This window comes from Vibrio wakamikoensis (genome assembly GCF_050337275.1).
In the GTDB taxonomy this organism is placed as follows: Bacteria; Pseudomonadota; Gammaproteobacteria; order Enterobacterales; family Vibrionaceae; genus Vibrio; species Vibrio chaetopteri.
The window spans coordinates 49,939-73,350 of record NZ_JAKJST010000023.1 but is presented as its reverse complement, the minus strand read 5'-3'; the positions used below and the strand labels follow the sequence as shown (position 1 = coordinate 73,350).

Genomic DNA, 23,412 nt, shown 5'->3' with positions numbered 1-23,412 from the left:
CTAGCTACTTGTTGTTTGACTCTCTGCGACAGGCTGTCGCAACTCTTACTATCAGGTGCAGACCAATTCCGCTAATTCCTCCGAATATCATCAGTGCGCCTAGCCACTCCACAATGGAATAACGGTCACGACCAACTAAGTAGAAGTCATTGAGCCCGTTTAATCGACTCTGCTGGCTATGACAAGCTTTACAGGCTACAGAGTCTTTGGCCGGAGCGACCATATGTTTGAGTGGCCAATAGCCGTTGGTTTCGATAAAGCCGTAGTTTCCACTGAAGTCGATTTCGTTAAGCTTGGCACCTGCTGTGAGGGCTTTGTCCCAATCGAGCTCGGTCCAAAGTGCCCCGGTGCCTTTTTTGCCGTAAAGCTTAATCGGCAGTATTCGGTTTAGCTCTGTATCATACGGTTGCTTACCCCGATGTATTTTGAACGGCCAAATGCGAGCATCGGGATCATTGTAATCCCCAGTCGATGGATTGATGTCGATAGGAGCTGCTTGTGGATCAAACTCGTCATGGAACGTCATTTGGTTCAACTCGCCTTTGTACCAGCGATACTCAGGAACCACATTCTTGCCCCAGGTGAATGTGCCTTTTTTGCTGGTGTAGGCGATGTTCTCGACACCATCAAAAAGTTGATTCACAACGTATGGCTCGCCATCTTTCTTTTGAGTCGCGGTTGACCAGTCCCATGAAAGCTTAGTGAGATAGGGACCGCGTGCCATTTCTGGAATGTGGCAAGATGCACAAGCGACTTTCGCGGTGTGATTGTCGATGTCGCGATCGTTATGTGGTGTGGCACTATGACAAGATTCACATGAGACGTTGTTGCCCTGACGATCTTTGCGGCCCATATTAAGCTCATGATCAATGAACGCTTTTCTGTCGACATAGCGGCCAGAAATTTTGTGCTCACTAGCGGTGTGACAGTCTTGGCATGAAAAGTCGAGTTTTTCAGGGCTCATGTGCACATCGAGCTCAAAGGCTGGATTGACCAAAGACATATCAGTATCGCCATGTTTAACCCCATTGCCGCCGCCACCGTTGGCATGACAAGCTAGGCAATTGTCTCTTTCCGGGACACCCACGTGTTGAGCGACATAGGCAAGGTCCACAGCCTTTTGTACCACTTTGCCATCAACAATTTTGTCTTCGTAAAATGGATGACCAGACGATGCGCCATTCTTTCTATAGGTTCCTGTCGTGTCGTGACACACTAGGCAATCGACGTTTTCCTCTTCGGTAAGATCGAAGTCATCATTGCGCCAGCCATAACCCGTGTGGCACTGAGTACAGCTTTCATTTCCTCGCGCAGAGACGCAGTAGTTATTAAAGCCATTGCGTGATTTGCCAACGAGTTCGTCATCCACTTTCTTGGCCCATGTCCAGTGGAAAGTTTGGTGGACCTGTTTCGCTGCTTCGCTATGACACTCTAAGCAGGCCAAAGTCACGTCTGGCGCATAATCAAACTCATCGTCCAAAATATCAAAGTTAGCGTGTACCGCCGTGCTTGCTACTTCTTTTGCGATGCGCTTGTTTCCGTGGGCACTTGGCCCTCCCGCGACCGTCATTTGGCTCCAGCCAAGCAGAGCCCCTAACGTAAATACAATTAATGCTCTCATCCTATTTCGCCACCTTAGTCACACAATTATCCATTCGCACAACTCTATAAGTATTATCTAATATAAAATTTGCTTATATAGTGATGTAACCCACATATTCGGTGTGGTTATTATTGTGTCACAGGTTTTTGTAACTTGATCACATTTGCTAAGGTCTGCACCCAGTGATAGAAAAGGTGGCAAGCTGGTACCATCAAAACAAAGCGATTGATTTATTCGACTATGGTTCCGCTGATATACCCAACTATTTATTCACAGCAACTTTTACCACGAGGGCACCGCTACCCAATCAATAAGTATCGGCTCTTGTATGATGCGGTTGAACAGGCAGTAATACATGGTGTTGCGATTCTTCTGAGTGACGGCTATCACCATGCTCATCGAGATTTTGGAAGCAGTTTTTGTTTTATCAATGGCCTAGTGCTTGCTGCCAAAAGAGCCGTGACTATAGAGAGGGTTGAGAAGGTTTTAATTGTTGATAGTGACGTCCATCACGGTGATGGTGCAGCGACCATGTGTGAGAGATAAGCGGAGATTGTGATGCGCTCATTTCATTGTGACAAGAACTTTCCTGCGCGTAAGCCTAGTTCAGATTACGATGAATAGAACGTCTAATTAAATGCATTAGCTTATACAGGCCAACATTAGTATGCCTAGGTGTAAATCTAGTCACTTTCGATAGGGCTCTTCCTACCCAAAGCTTACAATGGGGCACAGGCTTTTCAGAAGAAAAGAAAAGCCTGTATCAGCGCTTATCAGCAGTCTGTTTTCTCAGAGCGTCTTCTAGATCAACGAATAGTGTTATCTAGCTTCGAATGCCCAAGTAAGATCTGTACCGCCCTAATGTTTTTTTGTTCTAGCATAGATCAAAGTAGCTTTGGTGCGGCGTATGGAATGAGTACCATAGTAGTCCGCATTCAATCCAAGTTTTACAGCCCAAATTGATCGATTGGCCGAGATGTAGCAAAAGTCAGATTAACGGTAAGCAAAAAAACAGCAGTCAGTGATAGGGTTTAATTGACAAATAAATCCTACACAAACTACCGTTTTCATGCCGGGCTGAATGACTCGATTCAGCATGTACTCTCAAGGGCCTCAAAGGGCAGATTGAGCATCTTGTGCCCATTTGGTCAGCTTTAAATCGTCCAAAATAAGCAGCACGCAAGGCACAACAATTGACGCGAGTAACGTCGTCGATACTAAGCCAAACGCAATACTGGCAACTAACGGGATCAAAAATTGAGCCTGTGTACTGGTTTCGGTTAACAGTGGAAGCAAGCCTGCGAATGTGGTTAACGAGGTAATAAATATTGCTCTGAGTCGGTCACGCACTGCCACTTTACACGCATCGATCAAACGCTCGCCTTGAGCGATGTTCTGCTTAATAAAATTGACCAACAAAATGTTGTCGTTGACGACGATCCCCGCCAAGGTTGCGAAGCCCACCAAACTTGGAATGGTTAAATCGAACCCCATGCCCAAGTGCCCCCATACCACACCAATCCAGCCCATCGGTATCGCCAATAGCACAGCGATAGGTTGAGTGTAACTTTGGAACAAGAACACCAAGATAAGATAGATACCCACCACGCCAAGCGCAAAGAAGGTCGCTAGTGAGGAGCCCGTATCTGAGCTTTCTTTGTCCTGACCTTGAGAGGCAAAACTGACCTCTGGGAATTTCTGTTGAATTTGCGGAACAAATTCACTATTGAACTGCAGCATGATTTCACGCGCATTGGCAACACGGGTATCGATATTGCCTTGTACAACCACAGTGTTCATCCCATTAATACGGTGAATTCGCGAGAAGGCTTGCTTTCTGTCAAATGTCGCCACACTTGATAGCGGAACAAGGGTTCCATTGCCTGCCGTCACCATCAAATTATTCAACTCATTCAGGCTAGCTTGGTGCGTAAACTCATCCAATCTCACACTAATATCCACCAGCTCACCTTGTTGGAAAACCGTCAGATCAGTACTGCCTTTTACCGCGCTGCGCAGCGTTTGAGCAATGTTGGAAGCATTCACCCCCATCACACCAGCTTCATCTTTAAGGTTGACATGAAATTCGGTTCTACCCTCACGCAGATCGGTGGAGAGGTTATAAACACCGTCAAATCCTTTCAACCATTTCACAAGCGAGCGGCTGACTTGATTGAGCTGTTCAAACGACTCACCCTGAACCCGAATATCAATGCCATTGCCAGCGATACCGCGTTCTTTGTCGGTAAACTTGAGTGAAACCACATCGGCAGTAGGGCCTACTTTTTGTTTCCAATCTTGGATCAGCTCTTTAATGCTCTGTTGCCTAAACTGCGCTGGCAGTAGATCGGCACTGACGGTTGCCATATGCGGCCCCGATTCATTGGCATCAGCATTTGAGTTGAACATGATGGTGGTGCTCGCGACCAAAGGTTGTGAGCTTGGGTATTTCTCTGCGTATTCTTGGTTGAGTTCATCAAGCGCGCTAGCCACCTTCTCCACCACCGCCTCTGTCTGGCTAAGTAAACTGCCTTGAGGGAGTAAGATACGCGCTTGCAGTACGTCACTTTCTAAGGCCGGCATGGCTTTGAATTTCAGCCAACCTGACGAAATGGAAGCGGTTGAAATCATCACTACCATCACCAATATCCCTAGTGAAAGATAAGGTGCATTCATCGCCTTGACACTCACTGGCATAAAGAATCTGTCTCTGATGTTTTCAAAACCGGCAATGAACTTGTCCCGTATTGGATTAGAGCGCAATTCAGTATGGCTGTGTGCCAAATGAGACGGCAAGATCAAGAAAGCTTCTATCAGACTGACGAGTAACGTAATCAATAACACGATGGGAATGTAGCGTAGTACTTCGCCCATATTGCCTGTGAGAAACATCAGCGGCCCTATCACCATGATGGTGGTAGCAAACGATGCAATCACACCTGGCAAGACTTGCTTGGTACCTTCAACTGCAGCGTCAAACGCGGGGAGTCCTTGTTGCCTCTTGGCGGCGATGTTTTCTGCAATGATCAACGAGTCATCCATTAACAAACCAATGGCAACAATCAGCCCAACCAACGTCATCATATTCAGGGTATAACCGAGAAGTTGTATCGCAAAAATGGCGCCAAGGAATGAAACCGGCAGCCCCATGGTGACCCAAAAGCTAAAGCGAATATTAAAGAACGCCCACAACATCAAAAATGCCAGTGCTAATCCCTGCACGCCATTGCTGGTGAGGATTCTCAGACGCTCAATAATATTGGTGCTGGAATCTTGGGTGATGGTTAAAGCGACGCCTTGAGGGGCTTTCGCCTGTTCTTTTTCAACGATGCTGACGATCGCATCCTTAACCGTCAAGGTATCTTGAAATTGTGTTTTGGACACCTGGAGCAAAGCAGCACGCTGACCATTGAACAGGATTTGATTTTCATCGGTAGTGAACTTCTGTTGAATAACGGCGACATCACCGAGGCGAACCTGAGTCCCCGCCTCACTGGATTTAATCACGATATTTTCGAAGTCTCTGACGTTGCTGCCTAAGTGGTCGAAGCGGACACTGATCTCTTCCAAGTCATTACTAAATACACCAGCAGGAGTGCTGATACTTTGCTGTTGTACCAGATTGGACAAGTCAGACATACTCAGGCCGTACTGTTGCAACTTCCACTGCGATACGCGAATTTCTATTTCTTGATCCGCAAAACCACTCACGGTCACCTGCGCGATAAGAGGGCTCTCTTTTAGTTTGTGCTTAATTTGTTGGGCATAGAGATATAAGTCCCTATCTGACATATTGCCGGTAATAGCGACACTGGCCACCGTTGCCACCCGGTCTAGTTTCGACACCGTAATCTGCTCAACTCGATCCGGAAAATCATTGATTGCGTTAACCTGCTGTTGAATATCACTGGTTAAGGCGTCGATGTCTTCATCATCACCAATTTCCACATTGGCGATGACCAAATTCTCTCTGGCATCACAGCTTAACTCTTTCATTCCACTCAGCTTATCGAGTGAATCTTCCAACGGATAACACACTTCTTCCATCATATCAAATGGCGACGCACCCGGATAAACGATCCGAACCTCAATATTTTTGGTCGGCGTCAACGGAAAAGTGTCTTTCTGCAGTTTGGGCAAGGCAAAAAAACCTAACAGCAGTACCGCTATCATCAGGACGTTGGCGCCAGTAGCGTGGCGGGCGAAAAAAGCGATCATAGCTTGCCCTCTTTCTGAATCGCATTTGCGGTTTTAAATCCGCTCTGCGTATCCAACCAAAGGCCGATTTTCTCATCCGGTTGCGGTTGTAAAGCCATCCCCTCAACGGCAGGTGAAAGTTTACTTAGTACAACCACATCACCGAATTCCACGCCAGATTTGATCACCGCTACCTGCCCTTGGACGAAATCAATCCTGACAGGTTTGCTTTTCAGTTTACCTTCAGAGACAGTGTAAACTTTACCGTCATGAATGGCGTTTATCGGTAGCAAGACTTGTTGCTCCATCATCGGTGCTTTAATCGTGACTTTAACGAAAGTCCCACGAATAAGTGGTGGCTTCTTCCCGGGAATGGCTTGCTGATAAGGCTGATTGATTTGCGCGACTAGACTTTGACTTTGAGTCTGAGCATCAATTTCACCGCCGGAACGGCTGACCTCGGCAGGCCAAGTGATCACTTTATCGCCAGCTTGGAGCTCGACTGTCGCGCTCAAGTTGCTATGCACATCTTCGTCAAGCGAGTCTAAGCGATTGGAATTTCTCAGTGGGCGCATTTTACCAAGCGGAAACTGCGCACGTACCTCGACGGCATCGATACCATCCGCTTTGAACAGCAACTCCCCCTTGTTGACATACTCAGCAAGCCCAACCAAGGTTTCGACAATGCGAATATCAAACGGAGCTTTAATCACGGTTTGTTCAAGATCACGGTTTGCAAGCGCAAGTTCCGTTTGTAATACCTTCTGCTGCGCTTGATTAATCGCCAGCTGGTTTTTTTGAGTCTGAAGTTGTTGCTGGCTACTGAGCAAGTCTTTAGTCGCGCGGTCTTTCTCTGTTTTGGATATATGCCCTGTCTCACTCAGTTTGATTGATCGGGCATATTCAGACTGTTGTACCTGAAACTCTTTCTCTGCGATCTTAAGAGAATCGATAATGGTTTGATTCGTTAGCATTAGTACTTCAAGCTCTGCCTGCAAGCGGGCAATGGTGAGTTGATAAGAGGCAGGATCGATTCTGAGGATTTCGCTGTCTTTATGAATAATGGCACCGGTTTTGTATTGCTCCGAAACCCATACAACTGCACCGTCGAGTTCGGACTGCGCCTGCCAATCTTGAGCAGGTTCGGTATGCCCATATCCGATGGCTGAAGGTTGGATGTTTCGTGGCTCAACTTTCAGCACCCGTACCACCTTTTTAGTGGCAGCACTGCTCGCTTTAGGCGGTTCGGCTTTCATGCCCGGTGCCACCACCAATAGCGCGATGCCCAACAAGACAGGTGGAATTAACAGAGCCCTTTGTAACCAGCTATACCTAGTCATAGCGATTCCCTTACCATATACATTAGCTTTACCTTAAGTAAAATTAGCACACCAACATAAGCATGCTTTCTTCCTTGATCTCAAAATAAGTCAGGCCTCACAAATGGAGGCCTGCTTGAATTGAGCTATAGATTGTTTTTGCCTTTGCCTTTGCCCATAATATTTTGGGGGTTCGCCAAGCCTTGATGAGCGTTAAACTCTTGTTGAGAGATAGCGCCATCCGCGTTGCTATCTAACGAAGCAAAACTTTGGCTTTGATTGATATTTTTTAACGTACGCCCCTCTTCCGCTCGCTGTGCGATACGCTCTGAGCGTGCTTGATTGAACTCGGCTTCGGTTATCTTGCCATCACCATCCAGGTCAAACTGTGAAAATGCTGGACGTGGCATATTGTTGTTCATGCCTTTATTCATTCCACCTGCCACTGCTCCGAAGGCGATAACAATACCGAGTAATGCAATGATCGTGCTTTTGATTTTCATGACGTTTTCCTTCTCTTTATATCATTATTTAAGAATATACTAATATAGGTAAGGTAACGTCATGTGATGTAAAGGAGTGTAAAGATAGCTAAGTAGATATCGATTTATGTTCTTATCGGTTCGTAAGTACAGCGCAACAGAAATAATGAATTTTCTGTCGCTATTACTCTGGTAAGAGTACAGGCATAGCTATTTCCAAATGGTTTCCAAATTATCCCAAACTTTCAGCCACCGAAACCGAAAAGCCAATGATATAAAATCCCTCGTTTCGAAAAATATGGCGATTTTTAGACATTCAGAGTGTTTTCGAACTTTTGCCCAGCAGTTTGCCTTGCAAATATCCAACAGACAAGGGATTACTTTTAGTAGGGCAAACACATATTAACAGCATGTGAACAAGTATTAACTCTGTCAAACATCAGGAGTAACGGTATAAGAGTTAAGTTGAAGCAGTTCTTCCGCTATATCCTCAAGGGGTACTTCTTTAGACACTGCCCCTAAGTTCTTCGCCGCTCTTGGCATGCCGTACACCACACAGCTTTGCTCATCTTGCGCGTAGGTCATAGCGCCTGCTTGCTTCATTTTTAATAGGCCGCGCGCACCGTCTTTTCCCATCCCGGTAAGAATGATACCGATGCCCCTTTTTTCTGCTTGCTCAGCGACGGACTCAAATAGAACGTCAACCGAAGGTTTATGGAGATTGACTGGTTCGTCATCGTTGAGCTGTGTGTAAAAACAGCCGGCGCGTTTTTGTATTTTTAGATGGTAGCCGCCGGGCGCAATGTAGACGTGGCCAGATTTGATCACTTCATCATGGCGCGCTTCTTGTACTTGAACCGAGCATAGACCTTGTAGCCGTGAGGCAAATGAACTGGTAAAGCCTGAAGGCATGTGCTGAGCAATGACAATACCGGGGCTATTTTCCGGCAGGCATCGAAGTAGTGTGGTAATGGCTTCGGTTCCCCCAGTTGAAGCGCCAATGGCAATGAGTCGATGGGATACTTGCCCTGTCGACACTGGTGCTGACTCTTGTTGCAATGTCGGTCTTAGTGGTGATGAGTAGCTTTGATTATGCATGGTTTGCTGCGCGCGTTTGAACTGAGACTTCGCTTCTCTTAGTTTTTTGATCACCTCTCGTGCGAAGGAATCAATATGGCTTGCTGACACTGCGGATAAATTTGGCTTTTGAATGTAGGACGCTGCGCCCAGTTTGATGGCTTGTTTGGCGAGTAGTGGGTTATTGGAGAAAAGCTGAGAAATGACGACAACTGGCATAGGACGCAGGGTCATAATTTTGCCGAGAAACGCAAGACCATTCATACCAACAAGTTCGATAGCAAGCGTAACTACATCGGGCTCGACTTCTTTAATCAACGCTCTGGCTTGGTGAGCGTCATGGGCGATGCCAACTACCGTCATGTTGGTCTGACTACTGATGATGCTTTTTAGATGTTGGCAGGTACCATTATTAGAATCGGTGATCAGTACTTTTAGCATCGTTGTTATACTCGTCGGTAAGCGGTTTGTTTTAGCAGCTTGAACGGCGTTTGCTCCGCAGGGCAGCTTTCAGAGTGACCGAGAAACAGTAAGGCGTCTTTCGGCAAATAATTCGCGAACTTAGTCAGGATCGAGTACTGGGTCTCTCTGTTGAAATAGATCAGTACGTTACGACAAAAAATGGTGTGAAACTGCTTTTGCATTGGCCATTGATGATCCATAAGATTCAGTCGCTTAAAGTGCACCAACGCTTGTATCTCTGGCTTTACTTCGTACATTTTCGCCGCTTTATTAAAGTGAAAGAAGCGTTTTTTTTGCTCCTCACTCGCGCTGCCTAATTGCTCCAATGTATAGCGTCCATGCTTGGCGGTCGCGAGCACTTGCGTGTTGAGATCGGTTGCCAGTATCTTGACCGGAGGCTGATAGCTTTCAAACGCCTCAGCCATGGTGATGGCGATGCTATACGCCTCTTCACCGGTTGAGCAGGCACTGCACCAGATCCGAATCGGCTCAATGACTCTATTGCCAACATAATGGTCGCGAACATGCTGCTTGAGGAGCGTGAAGTGATAAGGTTCGCGGAAAAAATAGGTCAAGTTGGTGGTGAGCGCGTTGACAAAGTACTCCCACTCAGCGTGGTACTGGTCGTTAAGTAAGGCAATATACTGAGCAAAACGGCTCAGTTGATGTGCTCTTAATCTTCCGACTAGCCGATTGTAGACCAGTTTTTTTTTGTTGCTGTGAAGGTCAATGCCCACTCTTTTGTAGATAAGGGAGGCGATCGCAGCAAAGTCGTCATCGGTATATTCAAAATGAGTATGTACAATCATCAAAACTCAGCCCAGTCCTCGTTGTCACTATTTGAAAGTAAGCGTGGACTGACGGGTCTTAAATGGCTCTCCTGAGTCGGAAGTTGCACCTCGCCAATGTCACTGACATTTTGATCTCCGGTATCAAACACCGAGACATAGAGTGCTAAGTTAGCCACCTGTTCTTCGAGTGAGCTTGCAGCTGCTGAGCCTTCTTCCACCAAAGCAGAGTTTTGCTGGGTCACATCATCGACTTCTAGTATTGCTTGTGTCACCTGATCGATCCCCGTGCTTTGCTCAACTGAGGCTTGGGTGATCTCTTCTATCAGCTGCGCCACATCTTGAATGGAATTAACCACACCAGAAATAGAATCACCGGCTTGTGAGGCCAGTTTCGAACCGGTCTCAATCTTATTCACTGAGGAGTTAATCAGGCTCTCTACTTCTTTGGCCGCTGCAGCAGAGCGCTGCGCTAAGTTACGAACTTCGGTAGCAACAACAGCAAACCCACGTCCTTGCTCTCCTGCTCGAGCGGCCTCGACGGCGGCATTGAGAGCGAGAATATTGGTCTGAAAAGCAATGCTGTTAATGACGGAGATAATGTTCATGATCTCTCGTGAGCTGGTATGGATTTCTGACATGTTATCAACCACCTGCTTAACCACTTCGCCGCCCTTACGTGCATTGTCTGAGGTTTGTTTTGCGAGTAGGTTGGCTTGTTTGGAGTGCTCGGAGTTTTGTTTTACGGTAATCGTCAGCTCTTCCATGCTGGATGAGGTCACTTCTAGGCTGCGCGCTTGCTTTTCTGTGCGCTGTGCGAGATCGATGTTACCAATGGCAATTTCTTTGGTCGCAGTATTGATGGTATCTGCCGAGGTTTTGATGTGCTGAATCATCTCTTTAAGCTTGCTGACAGTAAGGTTCGAGCTGGTTTTAAGCTCGCCAAACGCACCAGAATAATCGGCGCCAATCTGTGCGGTAAGATCGCCTTTGGCTAACGCAGACAGCACGGAAACAATGTCAGCCAAACTCACTTCGCTTATCTCTAGCAAGCGATTCATGTTGCCACACAGCATGGTGAAAAATGGGGTCTTGCCATCAAGCGCCATGCGTTTTGTGAAGTCACCATCAACGGCTGAGGCGATCACGTGCTCAATTTCTTTCTCGACCGCGATCTCTGTGGTGCGATCTGACCATTCGGTCACATAACCAATGTGCTGGCCTGATGCGTCGATAACAGGATTACTGACGATGCGGAAAATGCGGCCGTTGATATCCACTTCCTGCACCTGCTCTTTATTGGCTGAATGTGGCTCTTGCTCGAATCCACTCGCAGGGCTGAGCTGGTGGGGTGGAGGGCAGAGCCCAGGAATATTTAGATCTTTGATTTTGGATCCCACAAGCTTTGTGGCATCAAAATCAGGAGCTAAGGTTTGGAATTCTTGCTGGGCTTGCTCAAACATACCTTCGATGGCTGGATTAACGTAGATAATGGTGTGGTCACTGTCTTCAATCATCATGTTGGTACTCACGTTGTCTAACGCGATTTTGATTCGCGTCGCCGAGACTGCTTTTTGGCGTACGCTTTCCATGCTATAGGCTAATTGAACTTTCATGACTTTGAGTGACTGGAGAACTTGGCCAATTTCGTCGTTGTTTTTGATATCAATGTCAAACAGATAGTCCTGTTTGACCAGTCGTTTAAAGTAACGGCGGATATCTTTGAGTCGACGATTGATGTCGTGGCTAAACAGATACGCAAACACCAAGTAGATGCCGATAAACAACAGAGTGATAGCCGAGGCCAAGGCGACTTCAAACCAGAATACCTGCTTACTTTGATCGTAGATTTCCGCAGATTGAACTCGGTTCTCGCTAATCAAAGCGCCGAGATTGTCTTCGTAGCTGGTGATTTCTGAAATGGCGACAGAAACGCGAGTTCTAAACAGTTCACTGTCGTGAAGGCTGGCATCGCTTGACATCAGTATGCTGTAAATTTCAGGCAGAGTCATGGTTGCAAGCAGAGTGCTTTGGTTGGCGATGACTCGATACTTTTCGATGATGGAGGCGTGTTCGGTATCAAACTTATTGATCAGTGCTTCGCTGAGCTGCTCTAACTCTGTCGTGTTTTGCTTGAGCTGTTGTCCCGCGGTGATGCGATAGTCGAAGCTGTTGGGTAGCAGTAGAGATTGCAACAATAAACGATTCTCTATCCAGAGTTTGTCTATGCTGTGCAGTCGGCTGTAGGACTCGATATGATTATTGTAAAGATGCTCGACAGCTTCTTTTTCAGTGTACGAGCTGTGTATGCCGATACCGAGGACAGTAAGCAGGGCGACAGTGGCCATGGCCACTAAGCCAAACAGGCGTTGTTTAATGGTGAGTGCACGCAGCGGGTTTGTTCGATGTTTTTTCACCATCTTACCACTTTGTATGGTGTGGTCATCTTGTTCGCCGTCTTTGAACTTCGCATATTGCGCTTTGACATTATCGAGTTCGGCTTTATCGGGCATGGAGCGAACAGACATGAAACCAAGTTGATTCCCGTCTTTATACAGGGGTGTGACATCAGATTTTACCCAGTAGAAGCCGCCATTTTTTTGTTTGTTTTTGAGGATCCCAGACCAGCAGTTGCCGGCTTTGATTTCGCGCCAGAGATCTTCAAACACTTCTTTCGGCATGTCTGGATGGCGAACAATGTTGTGCGGACTTCCGATTAACTCTTCTTTGGAGAAACCGCTGACGCGGACAAAATTGTCATCGGCAAAGGTAATGCGCCCAGACATGTCCGTGGTTGACACCAGTATCTCGTTCTCTTTGATAAGGTATTCTTGGTCATTGTTACTCATGGGCATAACCTTACTGATTGTCGTGGACAAGCGAAGCGTCACTATCGAGTTGTTCGAACAGTGCCATGTCACGGCTGGTCATAAGTTTTTGGATGTGAATTAGAATAAGCATGAGCTCGCTTTGCGAAGCGAGCCCTTGAATGTATTTGGTATCAAGGGCGTCAGCAAAGTCGGGGGCGGGCTGTATGTCGTTGGCGTCGATGGCAACCACATCGGCGACGCTATCGACCACAATGCCAACGATACGCTCACCAATATTGAGAATAATGACGACGGTCATGTCGTGATAGCGTACATCTTCTAGCTGAAACTTGAGCCGCATATCTACAATGGGTATCACTACGCCACGAAGGTTCATGACCCCTTTGATGTAGGGTGGCATGTTGGCGATGGCAGTCACTTGACTGTAAGTAATGATCTCTTGAACCGTGAGAATATCGATGCCGTAATATTCTTCACCAAGCCAAAAGGTTAAGTAGCCTTTTGCGTCGGATTGGCTGTCGTTGTCGGAGGCGCTGTTCACTATTTTCGCTCCTATTTCCAAAGTGGTTATCCTTTGCATTGGGTTAATGTCACTCTTAAGGTGAGCACATTATGAGCAATAAACTGATAGAGTTGAAAATAGTCTAGGAAATAGTTGGCTTATACCAAGTTAACTTGTTGATAGCGGTTATTTGCAGTGCAAGGTATCTGGCTGGCGAACCAAATCGGCGACATCTAAGATCAGCGAGACTCGCCCATCTCCCATGATGGTGGCTCCGGAAACACAAGGGATTTTGCGAAAGTTGTTTTCTAGGTTTTTGACCACCACTTGTTGCTGTCCAAGCAAGCTATCAACAAATAGAGCAATGGTTTTGCTGCCGTGTTCGAGTAGCACCATAATGCCATTGCTAAGGTCGGTGATGTCGGTGTCTAGATTGAAGAAGTTATGCAATCGAAGCACTGGGATGTAGTCATCGTGTACTTTTATCATGGTCTCGCCGCTGTTGAGTTTTTTGAGGTCGTGCTGTTTTGGTTGCAGCGATTCAACAATATTAGACAATGGAATGATGTAGACATGCTCACCGACACTGATCGACATCCCTTCGAGTATGGCAAGGGTAAGCGGCAGTCGGATCGACATTCTGGTTCCGATTCCAAGAGTAGAACTTATTTCTACTGTGCCTCCCATACTCGCGATATTACGTTTGACTACGTCCATACCCACACCTCGACCAGAGACTTCGGTGACTTGTTCTGCTGTTGAGAAACCGGCAGAAAAGATCAATTGAAATATGTCCTGCTCGCTCATGTTTTGAGGCAGTGTCAGCCCGTTATTTTTGGCTTTGGTGAGGATTTTTTGTGGATCGATGCCTGCACCGTCATCATCGACATGAACAATGACGTCACCTCCGCGATACACCGCAGACAATGTGATCGTGCCGTGGGAGGCTTTGTTGAGTTTCGCTCTTTGCTCTGGCGCCTCGATACCATGGTCAATACTATTGCGAACCAAGTGTGTGAGCGGATCGACCAACATTTCGAGCAGTCCTTTGTCGAGCTGTGTTTGCTCACCCTCGATGTTGAGCTGAATCTCTTTTTTCAGGGCGTGGGAAAGATCTCGTACGATACGTGGAAAACGACCAAAAACGGTGCCGATGGGCATCATGCGTACCGACATGACGGTGGCTTGAAGATCTCTGGTATTCGCCTCTAGCTGGTTGAGTCTACCGGCAAGCAGTTCGTTGCTGTTTAGCCCTAAATCGAAGGTGAGTTTTTGCAACATAGATTGAGTGATGATGAGCTCACCCACTTGGTTGATAAGCAGGTCAACTTTTTGCGTGCTCACTCGAATTGAGGACGACTCCAGAGACTTGGTCGCTGGGATCGCGCGTTGACTACTGTCGGCTTTTTTCGGCTGTGATATGGGGCTAGAGGGCGGTGCTGGCTCAGAATTGGGGAGTATTTTGCCGCGCCACTGGTTTATTTTTTTCTCTACTAGCTCGGCTTTCATTGGCTTTAACAGGTAATCATCCATTCCCGTTTCTATACACCTTTTCTGCTCTTCATCTCCTGTCATTGCGGTCATGGCGATAATGGTGACGCTCTTGTGACTCTCTCCCGCCGCGCCTTGTCGTATCTTTTCAGTTGCTTGATATCCATCCATCACCGGCATTTGGCAATCGAGGAGAATCAGTTGGAAAGGTTCGTCTTGCGAGGCCTCTAAGATTTCTAGTGCATGCTTGCCATTCTCTGCAACCTCTACTGAACTAAAACCAATCTTGTTTAAAGTGAAACTGGCGACTTTTTGTATAACCTTACTGTCCTCAACCAACAGGATTTTGATGGTTGATTTCTCCGCCGCGGACAAGGGTGCGCTGGTAGAGAAAGGGGCGGCCTCTGAATTTGTTGGTGGAGAATCTGGTGACACTGTTGCGCGCTGCAGCTCATCACACAGCGTATCGATTTGCGATTTGAATGACGCTGAGTCGTGATCGGCTTGATATGAGCCTTTGAGTACGTCGAGTAAGTCACGGGCATTAAGTAGCGCATCGACAACGGCTTGGGTGAGGGTAATTTGATGATTGCGCATCTTATCGAGCAAGCTCTCGAGAACGTGGCTGACGTGAGTAATATCGTCAAAACCAAAAATGCCAGAGCCGCCTTTTATCGAGTGAACTGCTCGAAAAATAGCGTCAAGCTTATCTGCCAAGTCAGGCTCGTCATCATTTTGGTTCATTTCAAGTAATAGGGATTCCATCTCTTCAAGATGTTCAGCCATTTCTTCAAAGAAAATGAGTTCGAATTGTTGGTTAGATTCCGACATCGCACATTGCTTCCTGCATTCTGAGAGTCTGTGAGCGTTCCAAATAATGAAGAACAGTCTTCAGCGAAAAGGAAAAAGGTTACATATCAGTATGGTTGGCAATAGGGATATGTTCAATTGCGTTCATTATCAAGGGGTAGGCGAGGGTGTTGGAGTTGCGCGAGTTATAGCGGCGGAATGCAGGTAATTGAGCGCGCCAATTAAGAGAGTGTGGCGCGCTGAATCTATATTTTGGTCAACTTATCCAAGCAGAATGGAGGTTTCCAAAACGTGCTGGGCATTGTCCAGTAGCTGCGGATACTTGGTCATCAACTGCTTATATCTATCGTCGATTGACTCAAGAGCACGCATCGCTCCAAACATTTCCACAGTTTGCTCCGGCTGCAGGCTGAGAAGCGTTTTCAAACCTTCTAGGGAAACGTGGTTTGCTGATTCGACTTTAGCGATCGCACCGTCGATCATTTCGAGGGTAAGGTGAGTGTTGTTATTGTTCATTATTAGGCTTTTATATTGAGAGCGATGTTAGATCTTAATGATCTCAAAATTTCGTGTTGCGAGATGTTAATCTTGTTGCACGCGTTTTACCTTGATTCGGATCATGGACAGCTTAATCATCAAACAACAAATTGATGGCAACACCCATCATAACAAGACCCGCTATGGGTCCCATCACACCCATTGGTGCTCGCTCGATATAGGGTAAGTTCTCGGCAATCATCAAGCCCCACTCTGGTGAAGGAGGCTTGGCACCCAGACCAATAAAGCTCAGCGCCGTAAGGCTTAAGGTAATCACTGGCAATCTTAGTAATGCGTGCCTTAGTAGTGGTGGCATAACGTAAGGCAGAATGTAATGCCTTAGCACCTTGACGGAACCCGTTCCCCAGATTGGGGCTAAGTGGGTATAGGGCTGGGCTCTGGCCTCCGCAATTAGGCTTGAGCAATGTGCAGCGAGCGGTGCCCAAGAAACAAAGACGATGGCGATCATTGCGCTACTCGGGTGCATCCCGGTTACACCCGCAACCAACAGACCGGCAATAATGTAAGGGACGCCCTTAGTAATCTCGATAAGACCTTGGCTTATTCTGGTGTTGAAACCCAGGATGATGCCAACAAATAAGCTGAGTAAGGTCGCGATAAAACCTTCTTTGAATGTCGATAGCATGCCTGCACCAATGCGAGCCATTAAGTCTCGGCCGATACCGTCGGCGCCGAGCGGCGCTTCAAGGCTTGGTGCTGCCAATCTAACGTATTGGCTAGTATATGGGTCGTGAATTAGCGACCAAAAGACAACCAGAAATAGAACGGCAAAAATAGAGTAGGCTGTGAGGCGTTTGCCCTTACTCGAAGTAAACGAAAATGTTGTGTGGCTGCTGATCAATTTGCCACTTTTTAAACTCTGCCCAAGAATCCATTGTTGTATGAGTAGCCCAACACTACTAATAAAGATGGAGATCAGTAGCAGTACTAGAAGCCCACCTTGTAGCATCGGTAAATCTTGCGCCTTAGCTGCGCCAAGAATGAGTCGGCCAATACCTGGAATCGAAAAAATCTGTTCTACCGCTACCGCGCCGCCAGTTAGACCTATCATGATCATCGAAATCTGAGGAATGAGGCTGCTAATGGCGCGTTTAACGGCAAATCTTAGGATTTGGTTTGGGCTCACATTCGCACTCAGCCAAGTAATGACCCAAGGCTCGTTAAGAACGCGTTGCAAGCTGTCTCTGAGGAGTCGGCTAAACAAACCACTGGCAGGCAATGCCAGAGCGAGGCTTGGCAGCCAGATATCTTGCCAGCTCTGCCAACCATAAGGTGGAAATAGACCCAGCCAGATGGAGAAAACCAGTATTAGTACCGAGGCGATGACATACTCTGGCAGCGATATCAGTACCGTACTCAAACTGTTGTGAGTTTGAGCGAGTTTGTTGGCCTTCCATCGATAGAGCGTATGCAGTAAACCAAGTCCGCACAGAAAAAATGTCAGCCCGAGTGCGAGTGACATTAGGAAAAGTGAGGTAGACAATGTCTGCTGAATGCCATCTGACACTGATGTGCCATCTATCCAAGACACACCTAAGTCGCCCTGAAGGGCATCACCCAACCAATCAATTAGCCTTTCTGTGGCAGAACGATCGAGTTGAAGGTCCTCTCTAACCGCCGCAAGTGCTTCAGGCGTCAGCATATGTTGCTGACCAGCACGTGCTCGAAGGATAGATTGGCTTGGGTCGATGCCGGCAATATCCGGCATTAAACCGACAAGAATAACAACGACAATAAGTGACGCCAAACGCGATAGCCATGGGGCGATTGCGTTTAACGATAGTCTATGGGCACCAGCAGGCATCATTGGGTTTAGTTAACCTTGGTTTGTGCGTTGATTAGACGACGCTCGCTTGGATCGCGAACCGCATCCGTTACACGCTCACTTTCACCTTGAACCACACGCTCGTGCAGCAGTGGGATCGCAGCGAACTCACCAAGAATTTTTTGCTCAGCAGTAATGATCGCCTTTTGACGCTGTTCACCAAGAGGCTGAAGGTCTGCGTGAGTCAGTGCTTCATCTACGGTCTCTGAACAGAATTGACCTAGGTTGAATGAGCCTTCACAGCCGAAGTCGCTCTGCATGTATGCCACTGGGTCACCCGAATCTAGTACGGTCGCACGTGACAGGATGAACGCATCAAACTTGCCAGAAAGTGCATCGTTTTCAATTTGTGCGTATTCACGGATATCAAGCTCAACCTGGAAGCCTGCTACTTCTAGTTGCTGCTTAAGTAGTGCTGCAACTTCTGGTAGCTCTGCACGGTCGGTAAAGGTACCGATAACGATTTTCTCACCGTTGGCTTTTTTACCTTCTTCTAGAGCTGCTGCTTCTGGACGGATTGGTGCAGCCCAAGCGAGAGCAGGACCTAGCAAGCCTTCTGCGATATCAGCGTGGTTTTCGTAAACGGTACGAATGATCTGTTCACGATCAACCGCTGAAGCTGCCACCTTACGAAGCTCAAGCTGGCTAAATACCTCAGACTTGTTGTTGAGGTAAAGCGTGTTGGTGCGCGGCATCGCTACTTCGTGCAACAGGTTTTCATCTAGTGTCGCGATTTGGGAAACGGGTACGGCTTCTACAACATCAGCTGTACCTGTGCGAAGTGCTGCTGCGCGAGCAAAGCCGTTTGGTACGTATTCTGCGATAACGGTTTCAATCTTAGCTTTCTCACCCCAGTAGCCATCAAAACGCTCTAGTTTTGCGCTGGTGGTGCCGTTGATTTCTACTAGTTCGAATGGACCAGTACCTGCACCTGTTGGGATGACGCGGCCGTTATCTTGATATGCGCTGGTAGCCAGAATCGCCAACTGAGGGCTGGATAGTCGGCTTGGGAGCAGTGGGTCGTTGAAGGTCGTTTTGATCTCAACGTGGCTTGCATCCAATGCGGTCACTTCAAGGTCGATACCGTCAAGAATACGCGGCTTGGGCGCAGCATCGAGCGCCTTTTGAAGTGAGTTTACGACTGCATTAGCATCTAGCGTTGAACCGTCGTGGAATTTAACGCCTTCACGAATGGTAAAGTGCCAAGTTAATGGATCGACTTGTTCCCATACCGTAGCGAGCATTGGCTCTGCTTCTGATTTCGGCGTTAGGTTGATAAGCGTTTCCGCCGTGCTCCAGCGAGATAGCTTGAAAGCATCGTCTGAAAGTGGCGATAGACCAGTACGCGGTGGCTGCATCATAGCAACACGAATCTCTGATTTTGCCGCTGTGTCGGCTGCTGTATTTTGAGCTTCTTCTTTAGAATCAAAACAGCCTGTCAATGGCAAAGCTAAAGCAAGCGCACATGCTAGTTTAATGGAATGGAAACGCATGGTGAGTGTTCTCTATTGTGTTTGTGAGTTAGTGTTGTGTTTATTTATCGCTGAAGATAGCGATTGGGCGTGGATTAACGCCTTGGTTGTTGGGTGAGTCGGGGAGGTCATGATGCGATCTGCCTCATCATGTTCCACGATTTTCCCTTGATCTAAGACGACTATGTCATCGCACAATGCATTGGCTGCGTCGAGGTCGTGTGTGACTAAAATGAGTTTGAGTGCTCTTTGTTGTTTGAGCGTGTTGAGTAGATCAATAAGTCGCTGGCGGTTAACGGGATCAAGGCTGCTGGTAGGTTCATCGGCAACCAGCACCTCTGGCTCTACAATAAGCGCTCTAGCAATCGCGACACGCTGTGCCTGACCTGTGGAGAGCTGGCTTGGTGTTAGAGCGATTAGTTCAGGTCGAAGCCCAACCTCTTCCAGTGCTCTCTGTGCTTTTTGCTGATGATTGCCCTCAATACCCAGACTTTCCAGCGGTTCAATCAACACTTGAGCAACGGTGTAATAAGGGTTGAGGCTAGTATGTGGCTCCTGCGGGATCAGCTGGATCTGCTTACAAAGCGCAAGCCGCTCATTGCTAGAGGCGATAGGCAGAGTGTGTCCCAACACCGTGATGCGACCTTCTTGTGGAGCGCGTAACCCAAATAAGAGCTCAATCATAGTGGACTTGCCCGCACCAGAAGGGCCGACAATCGCAACGCTGCGCTCAGCAATCTTTAGCGAGACCTGATCTAGTGCTCTAAAAGGCTTACCGCCCAACCACCTAGGCACTGAGTAATGATGCACGCCTACATGCTCAAACAGCACGCCTGATGCTTCTGCGCTTTCTGCTCGAAAGGTTTGCTGAGAAGAAATGGCTTGCATCAGATCAATCCCCTTAAAGCTTTGCAAAAATCATGTGAACTACATTCAAGTGCGTGGCGGGGTTCGCCGTAAGCGATAACTCGGCCTTCATCAATAACCACCATTTTGTCGCACTCTAATGCACTGTGGAGATCGTGGGTGATCAGGATACCTGCCATGTTGGCATTTCGAACACTTTCGCGGATTAGAGTTAGGATCTCTTGTTCCGTAACCGGATCAAGCGCACTGGTTGGTTCGTCTGCAATTAATAGAGATGCTTTACTTAGCAGTCCGATCGCGATGCAGATTCGTTGTCTCTGACCTCCGGATAACTGGCTTGGGTAAAGCTTGAGGATTGCAGAAGGATCAGAAAAGCCAAGTCGCTTAAGTAGCGCGACGATAGAGCTTAGCTCGTTTGCTTTAGGCTTGGTACGCCAACCTGTATGTGCCAGTGTCAGCTGAGCCTCGACCGCCACCAAAGGGTTTAGAGCCTGCAGAGCATCTTGAAAAATAAACGCTGGACGCTGCTCTGGTGCTCGCTCTATCAGGGACACATTACTGACGTTGGTACCCGCTAAGAAGATATCGCCTGAAACCGACATCGAGTCTGGAGTAAAGCCAGCAATTGCCTTTGATAACATTGACTTACCGATACCAGATGGTCCCATTACTGCAAGCATTTCTCCCGCGTTGATGTCGAACTGAATGTCTTGGAACAAGACACGTTCTTTTGACTGGATTGAAAGCTGATTGACAGTAAGGATTGAGGGGGTCACGGAATGGCTCTGATAGCTTATGTTATAACGTAACAATGGTATCATTCCCCTCGTTCACTGAGAAGTGTGAAAGAGCGCCAATTTTGTATCTTATCGATATTAATTAGCTCAAATGACTAATTTAAAAGCGCTCTTAATGAGCGCTTTTATCAATGTGTTTTAGTTATTTTTTTAGTGTATGGATAGCGTTGTCTGTCTCTACCTATATACACTTCTTTTTGACTTGAGCTATGAACGGATACAAGAAAGCAATACGACCACAATAGAACAGGGTAAAGGCGAGCCAAAGTCCATGATTTCCCCATAAATCCACGCTAAGTGCTTGCACGACAAGAAACACAATTAGTGTCGCGATACTTGAGTCTCTGACAGGCCTTGTCGTTCCTGTACCCGTAAAGATGCCGTACACGGTCAAGCCGAAACCTGCCACTAGAGGGAACATTAGTAGCCATGGCGTCATTTCCTGATACAAGTCGACGATGGTCTCTAGGCTTGTAAATAGGTAAACCCATTGAGTCTGAAATAGAGCGATGACGAGTGTGAGCAGAATAATTAAGCCAGCAGTCCATTGAAAGTTGAGCCTCAAAACGCGATCAAGCATGGATGGATTTTTTTCACCGACTGCTTTTCCTGCGAAGACACTCGATGCATTCGCCACGCCGTCAAAAAGGTAGCTGACGATAAAGGTTATCTGCATCAGGATGGCGTTAGTCGCGAGAGTGTCGGTACCAAGCTGAGCGCCCGTTCGTGCCATCATGTTGAAGAAGGTGAGCAAGCAAATCGTGCGCAGCAGTAGATCTGTATTTGATGAGACGATGGTCGCAAGATCGCTTTTGCTCATCTTTGATGCTGACATGAGCGATGACAACGATACCCCTGAAGTTCTCAGAACCAAACTCATACCGATGGCAAACATCACTATTTGAGCGATTAAACTTGCATAGGCAACCCCGGCGACGCCAAGGTCAAAATACAATACAAATACAGCATCAAGCACGATATTAAGAACGTTGCCAAAGACTTGGGTATAAAGTGTTTCTTTCGCTTTCGCTTGACCCATCAACCAACCGATCACCGTGTAGTTGAGCAGGACAAACGGGGCGCCAAAGATAAGAATAGAAAAGTAGATCTCAGCTTGCTGCGCCACATCGGCTTCGGGTTCAATAATCCAGAGAGCACCTTGCCAGAGCAAAGATTGCAGGACAATAAACACCAGGCCAACTGAGGCTGCGAGTACAAACGGTCTCATCAGGCTGCTTGCCAGAAGACTTTGATCACCTCTTCCAAGAGCCATCGCACTTTGACCCGTCGTGCTGACGCGAAAGAAGCCAAACAACCAATACAAGGTATTCATAATTACCGTACCGACGGCAACGCCGGCAATAAGCTCAGCAATGCCTAACTGGCCGATGACGGCAGTGTCTACCGCGCCAAGCAGTGGCTGAGTGACGGTAGAGATAATAAAGGGCAGGGCAATCTTGTAATAGTCTTTGTGAGAGATAGTCATAATAGATAGTAGCGAGTGGCCAGCGATAGCACTTATTGATGGCAATGAGAATGATTTGCGTTAGAGGATGATAGTCGGTTCCGTGAGCAGTGTCACCAAAAGAATTGTGGATATTGATTGAAAGGTTAGAAAGCCAGCAAAGAGAATACCGCCCCAGATGTCGACCTGAGACGGTATTTGCGATGGTACTCAGTATGTTAGGGGGGCGACTAACCTTTAAACCAGTAGCCGCCTAAAAGTGGGTTGGATGAGGTTACTTTGAGTGTGTCGCCATCCGTTTCAAGCGTCTGAGGTTCAATCATGACTAATACCTCTTGGTCAAAACAAAAACCAGCTTCAAATTTGACCTCGTTGGCACCCATTTTCTGGCCGGCTTGCATGCAATTCGCTAGCTCAACATAAATCTGCTCACCAGATTGCACAATTGTGAGCCTAGACTCTTCTGAATTGCGGTATGTGCCACTTAGCTCTTCAATAGCGATCCAATCAGTTGGAGCGTGAGTTCGTAACTCAACACTATCTGATCCCGATTCACAGTGATACACACCGTTTAACTCACATTGGATCTCACCTTGATTGAAGCTTAGCTTACCAGACTGTTCACTGTAGTCGCCGGTGTAGACGGTTGATGATTCATTAGCGTCGGTCACGGTCAGGTAAAATGCGCCTTCGTTGACAGTAAGCCCCAAGTGCATTGGCTCTGAATCTATCAGTTGGCTACCTACGTATTGACCCTGGTAGGTAGAAACAAAGTCACCTTGGCTCATTGCAGAGCTTGAATCTGAACTGTCGTTACAGCCTGCTAAAACCGCGGTCGCAGCACTCAGTAGTAATAGCTTTTTCAT

16 protein-coding genes and 2 pseudogenes are annotated in these 23,412 nt (G+C 47.3%); 1 reads left to right on the top strand and 17 read right to left on the bottom strand.

Annotation, left to right across the window (positions count from 1 at the left end; genetic code table 11):
• Positions 1 to 4: 4 nt before the first annotated feature.
• Positions 5 to 1,621, bottom strand: a complete 1,617-nt coding sequence (locus L4C42_RS14105) for a tetrathionate reductase family octaheme c-type cytochrome (RefSeq protein ID WP_429760916.1) — start codon at positions 1,619 to 1,621, stop codon at positions 5 to 7.
• Positions 1,622 to 1,843: 222 nt separating this feature from the next.
• On the opposite strand from L4C42_RS14105, the pseudogene L4C42_RS14100 reads away from it, so the two are divergent.
• Positions 1,844 to 2,221 (top strand): annotated as a pseudogene (locus tag L4C42_RS14100) (hypothetical protein); the annotation flags it as partial.
• 188 nt (positions 2,222 to 2,409) lie between these two features.
• Here L4C42_RS14100 and L4C42_RS14095 read toward each other — a convergent pair.
• From L4C42_RS14095 to L4C42_RS14020, 16 genes and pseudogenes are all read right to left on the bottom strand, one after another.
• Positions 2,410 to 2,560, bottom strand: a pseudogene (locus L4C42_RS14095) (integrase); the annotation flags it as partial.
• Between the two features lie 156 nt (positions 2,561 to 2,716).
• The gene (locus tag L4C42_RS14090) at positions 2,717 to 5,821 is read right to left on the bottom strand and encodes an efflux RND transporter permease subunit (protein WP_429760914.1); all 3,105 of its coding nucleotides are present in this window, start codon (positions 5,819 to 5,821) and stop codon (positions 2,717 to 2,719) included.
• Entirely contained in the window at positions 5,818 to 7,140 is a 1,323-nt protein-coding gene (locus tag L4C42_RS14085) for an efflux RND transporter periplasmic adaptor subunit (RefSeq protein ID WP_353498247.1), read from the bottom strand. Before L4C42_RS14085 ends, L4C42_RS14090 begins: the two co-directional genes overlap by 4 nt.
• Positions 7,141 to 7,265: 125 nt before the next feature.
• Complete coding sequence (locus L4C42_RS14080) at positions 7,266 to 7,622, bottom strand: EF-hand domain-containing protein (protein WP_418641623.1); 357 nt, start codon at positions 7,620 to 7,622, stop codon at positions 7,266 to 7,268.
• A 411-nt stretch (positions 7,623 to 8,033) separates the two neighbouring features.
• Positions 8,034 to 9,119: a protein-glutamate methylesterase/protein-glutamine glutaminase gene (locus tag L4C42_RS14075; protein ID WP_418641622.1), complete on the bottom strand. Its 1,086-nt coding sequence runs from the start codon at positions 9,117 to 9,119 to the stop codon at positions 8,034 to 8,036.
• A 5-nt stretch (positions 9,120 to 9,124) separates the two neighbouring features.
• Positions 9,125 to 9,949, bottom strand: a complete 825-nt coding sequence (locus L4C42_RS14070) for a CheR family methyltransferase (protein ID WP_429760911.1) — start codon at positions 9,947 to 9,949, stop codon at positions 9,125 to 9,127.
• A complete protein-coding gene (locus L4C42_RS14065) occupies positions 9,949 to 12,777 on the bottom strand; it encodes a methyl-accepting chemotaxis protein (RefSeq protein ID WP_429760909.1) in 2,829 nt (942 codons plus the stop codon). Before L4C42_RS14065 ends, L4C42_RS14070 begins: the two co-directional genes overlap by 1 nt.
• Positions 12,778 to 12,787: 10 nt before the next feature.
• Positions 12,788 to 13,300: a chemotaxis protein CheW gene (locus L4C42_RS14060; protein ID WP_429760907.1), complete on the bottom strand. Its 513-nt coding sequence runs from the start codon at positions 13,298 to 13,300 to the stop codon at positions 12,788 to 12,790.
• Between the two features lie 147 nt (positions 13,301 to 13,447).
• Positions 13,448 to 15,583: a chemotaxis protein CheW gene (locus L4C42_RS14055; protein ID WP_429760905.1), complete on the bottom strand. Its 2,136-nt coding sequence runs from the start codon at positions 15,581 to 15,583 to the stop codon at positions 13,448 to 13,450.
• A gap of 240 nt (positions 15,584 to 15,823) precedes the next feature.
• A complete protein-coding gene (locus L4C42_RS14050) occupies positions 15,824 to 16,078 on the bottom strand; it encodes a hypothetical protein (protein WP_353498255.1) in 255 nt (84 codons plus the stop codon).
• Between the two features lie 112 nt (positions 16,079 to 16,190).
• Positions 16,191 to 17,927 carry an ABC transporter permease subunit gene (locus L4C42_RS14045; RefSeq protein ID WP_353498256.1) on the bottom strand — a complete coding sequence of 579 codons (1,737 nt, stop codon included), beginning with the start codon at positions 17,925 to 17,927 and terminating at the stop codon, positions 16,191 to 16,193.
• 5 nt (positions 17,928 to 17,932) lie between these two features.
• Complete coding sequence (locus tag L4C42_RS14040) at positions 17,933 to 19,438, bottom strand: ABC transporter substrate-binding protein (RefSeq protein ID WP_353498257.1); 1,506 nt, start codon at positions 19,436 to 19,438, stop codon at positions 17,933 to 17,935.
• A 12-nt stretch (positions 19,439 to 19,450) separates the two neighbouring features.
• Positions 19,451 to 20,305 carry an ABC transporter ATP-binding protein gene (locus L4C42_RS14035; RefSeq protein ID WP_429760902.1) on the bottom strand — a complete coding sequence of 285 codons (855 nt, stop codon included), beginning with the start codon at positions 20,303 to 20,305 and terminating at the stop codon, positions 19,451 to 19,453.
• Positions 20,305 to 21,060, bottom strand: a complete 756-nt coding sequence (locus L4C42_RS14030) for an ATP-binding cassette domain-containing protein (RefSeq protein ID WP_353498259.1) — start codon at positions 21,058 to 21,060, stop codon at positions 20,305 to 20,307. The genes L4C42_RS14035 and L4C42_RS14030 overlap by 1 nt, the downstream gene beginning before the upstream one ends.
• 202 nt (positions 21,061 to 21,262) lie before the next feature.
• Positions 21,263 to 22,567, bottom strand: a complete 1,305-nt coding sequence (locus L4C42_RS14025; protein WP_418641614.1) for an MATE family efflux transporter — start codon at positions 22,565 to 22,567, stop codon at positions 21,263 to 21,265.
• Between the two features lie 209 nt (positions 22,568 to 22,776).
• Positions 22,777 to 23,412: a hypothetical protein gene (locus L4C42_RS14020; RefSeq protein ID WP_353498261.1), complete on the bottom strand. Its 636-nt coding sequence runs from the start codon at positions 23,410 to 23,412 to the stop codon at positions 22,777 to 22,779.

What these genes read in the sequence shown, in the direction of transcription:
- L4C42_RS14105 (WP_429760916.1), bottom strand. Translation starts at nt 1,621, where the DNA reads ATGAGAGCATTAATTGTATTTACGTTAGGGGCTCTGCTTGGCTGGAGC.
- L4C42_RS14090 (WP_429760914.1), bottom strand. Translation starts at nt 5,821, where the DNA reads ATGATCGCTTTTTTCGCCCGCCACGCTACTGGCGCCAACGTCCTGATG.
- L4C42_RS14085 (WP_353498247.1), bottom strand. Translation starts at nt 7,140, where the DNA reads ATGACTAGGTATAGCTGGTTACAAAGGGCTCTGTTAATTCCACCTGTC.
- L4C42_RS14080 (WP_418641623.1), bottom strand. Translation starts at nt 7,622, where the DNA reads ATGAAAATCAAAAGCACGATCATTGCATTACTCGGTATTGTTATCGCC.
- L4C42_RS14075 (WP_418641622.1), bottom strand. Translation starts at nt 9,119, where the DNA reads ATGCTAAAAGTACTGATCACCGATTCTAATAATGGTACCTGCCAACAT.
- L4C42_RS14070 (WP_429760911.1), bottom strand. Translation starts at nt 9,949, where the DNA reads ATGATTGTACATACTCATTTTGAATATACCGATGACGACTTTGCTGCG.
- L4C42_RS14065 (WP_429760909.1), bottom strand. Translation starts at nt 12,777, where the DNA reads ATGAGTAACAATGACCAAGAATACCTTATCAAAGAGAACGAGATACTG.
- L4C42_RS14055 (WP_429760905.1), bottom strand. Translation starts at nt 15,583, where the DNA reads ATGTCGGAATCTAACCAACAATTCGAACTCATTTTCTTTGAAGAAATG.
- L4C42_RS14050 (WP_353498255.1), bottom strand. Translation starts at nt 16,078, where the DNA reads ATGAACAATAACAACACTCACCTTACCCTCGAAATGATCGACGGTGCG.
- L4C42_RS14045 (WP_353498256.1), bottom strand. Translation starts at nt 17,927, where the DNA reads ATGATGCCTGCTGGTGCCCATAGACTATCGTTAAACGCAATCGCCCCA.
- L4C42_RS14040 (WP_353498257.1), bottom strand. Translation starts at nt 19,438, where the DNA reads ATGCGTTTCCATTCCATTAAACTAGCATGTGCGCTTGCTTTAGCTTTG.
- L4C42_RS14035 (WP_429760902.1), bottom strand. Translation starts at nt 20,305, where the DNA reads ATGCAAGCCATTTCTTCTCAGCAAACCTTTCGAGCAGAAAGCGCAGAA.
- L4C42_RS14025 (WP_418641614.1), bottom strand. Translation starts at nt 22,567, where the DNA reads ATGACTATCTCTCACAAAGACTATTACAAGATTGCCCTGCCCTTTATT.
- L4C42_RS14020 (WP_353498261.1), bottom strand. Translation starts at nt 23,412, where the DNA reads ATGAAAAAGCTATTACTACTGAGTGCTGCGACCGCGGTTTTAGCAGGC.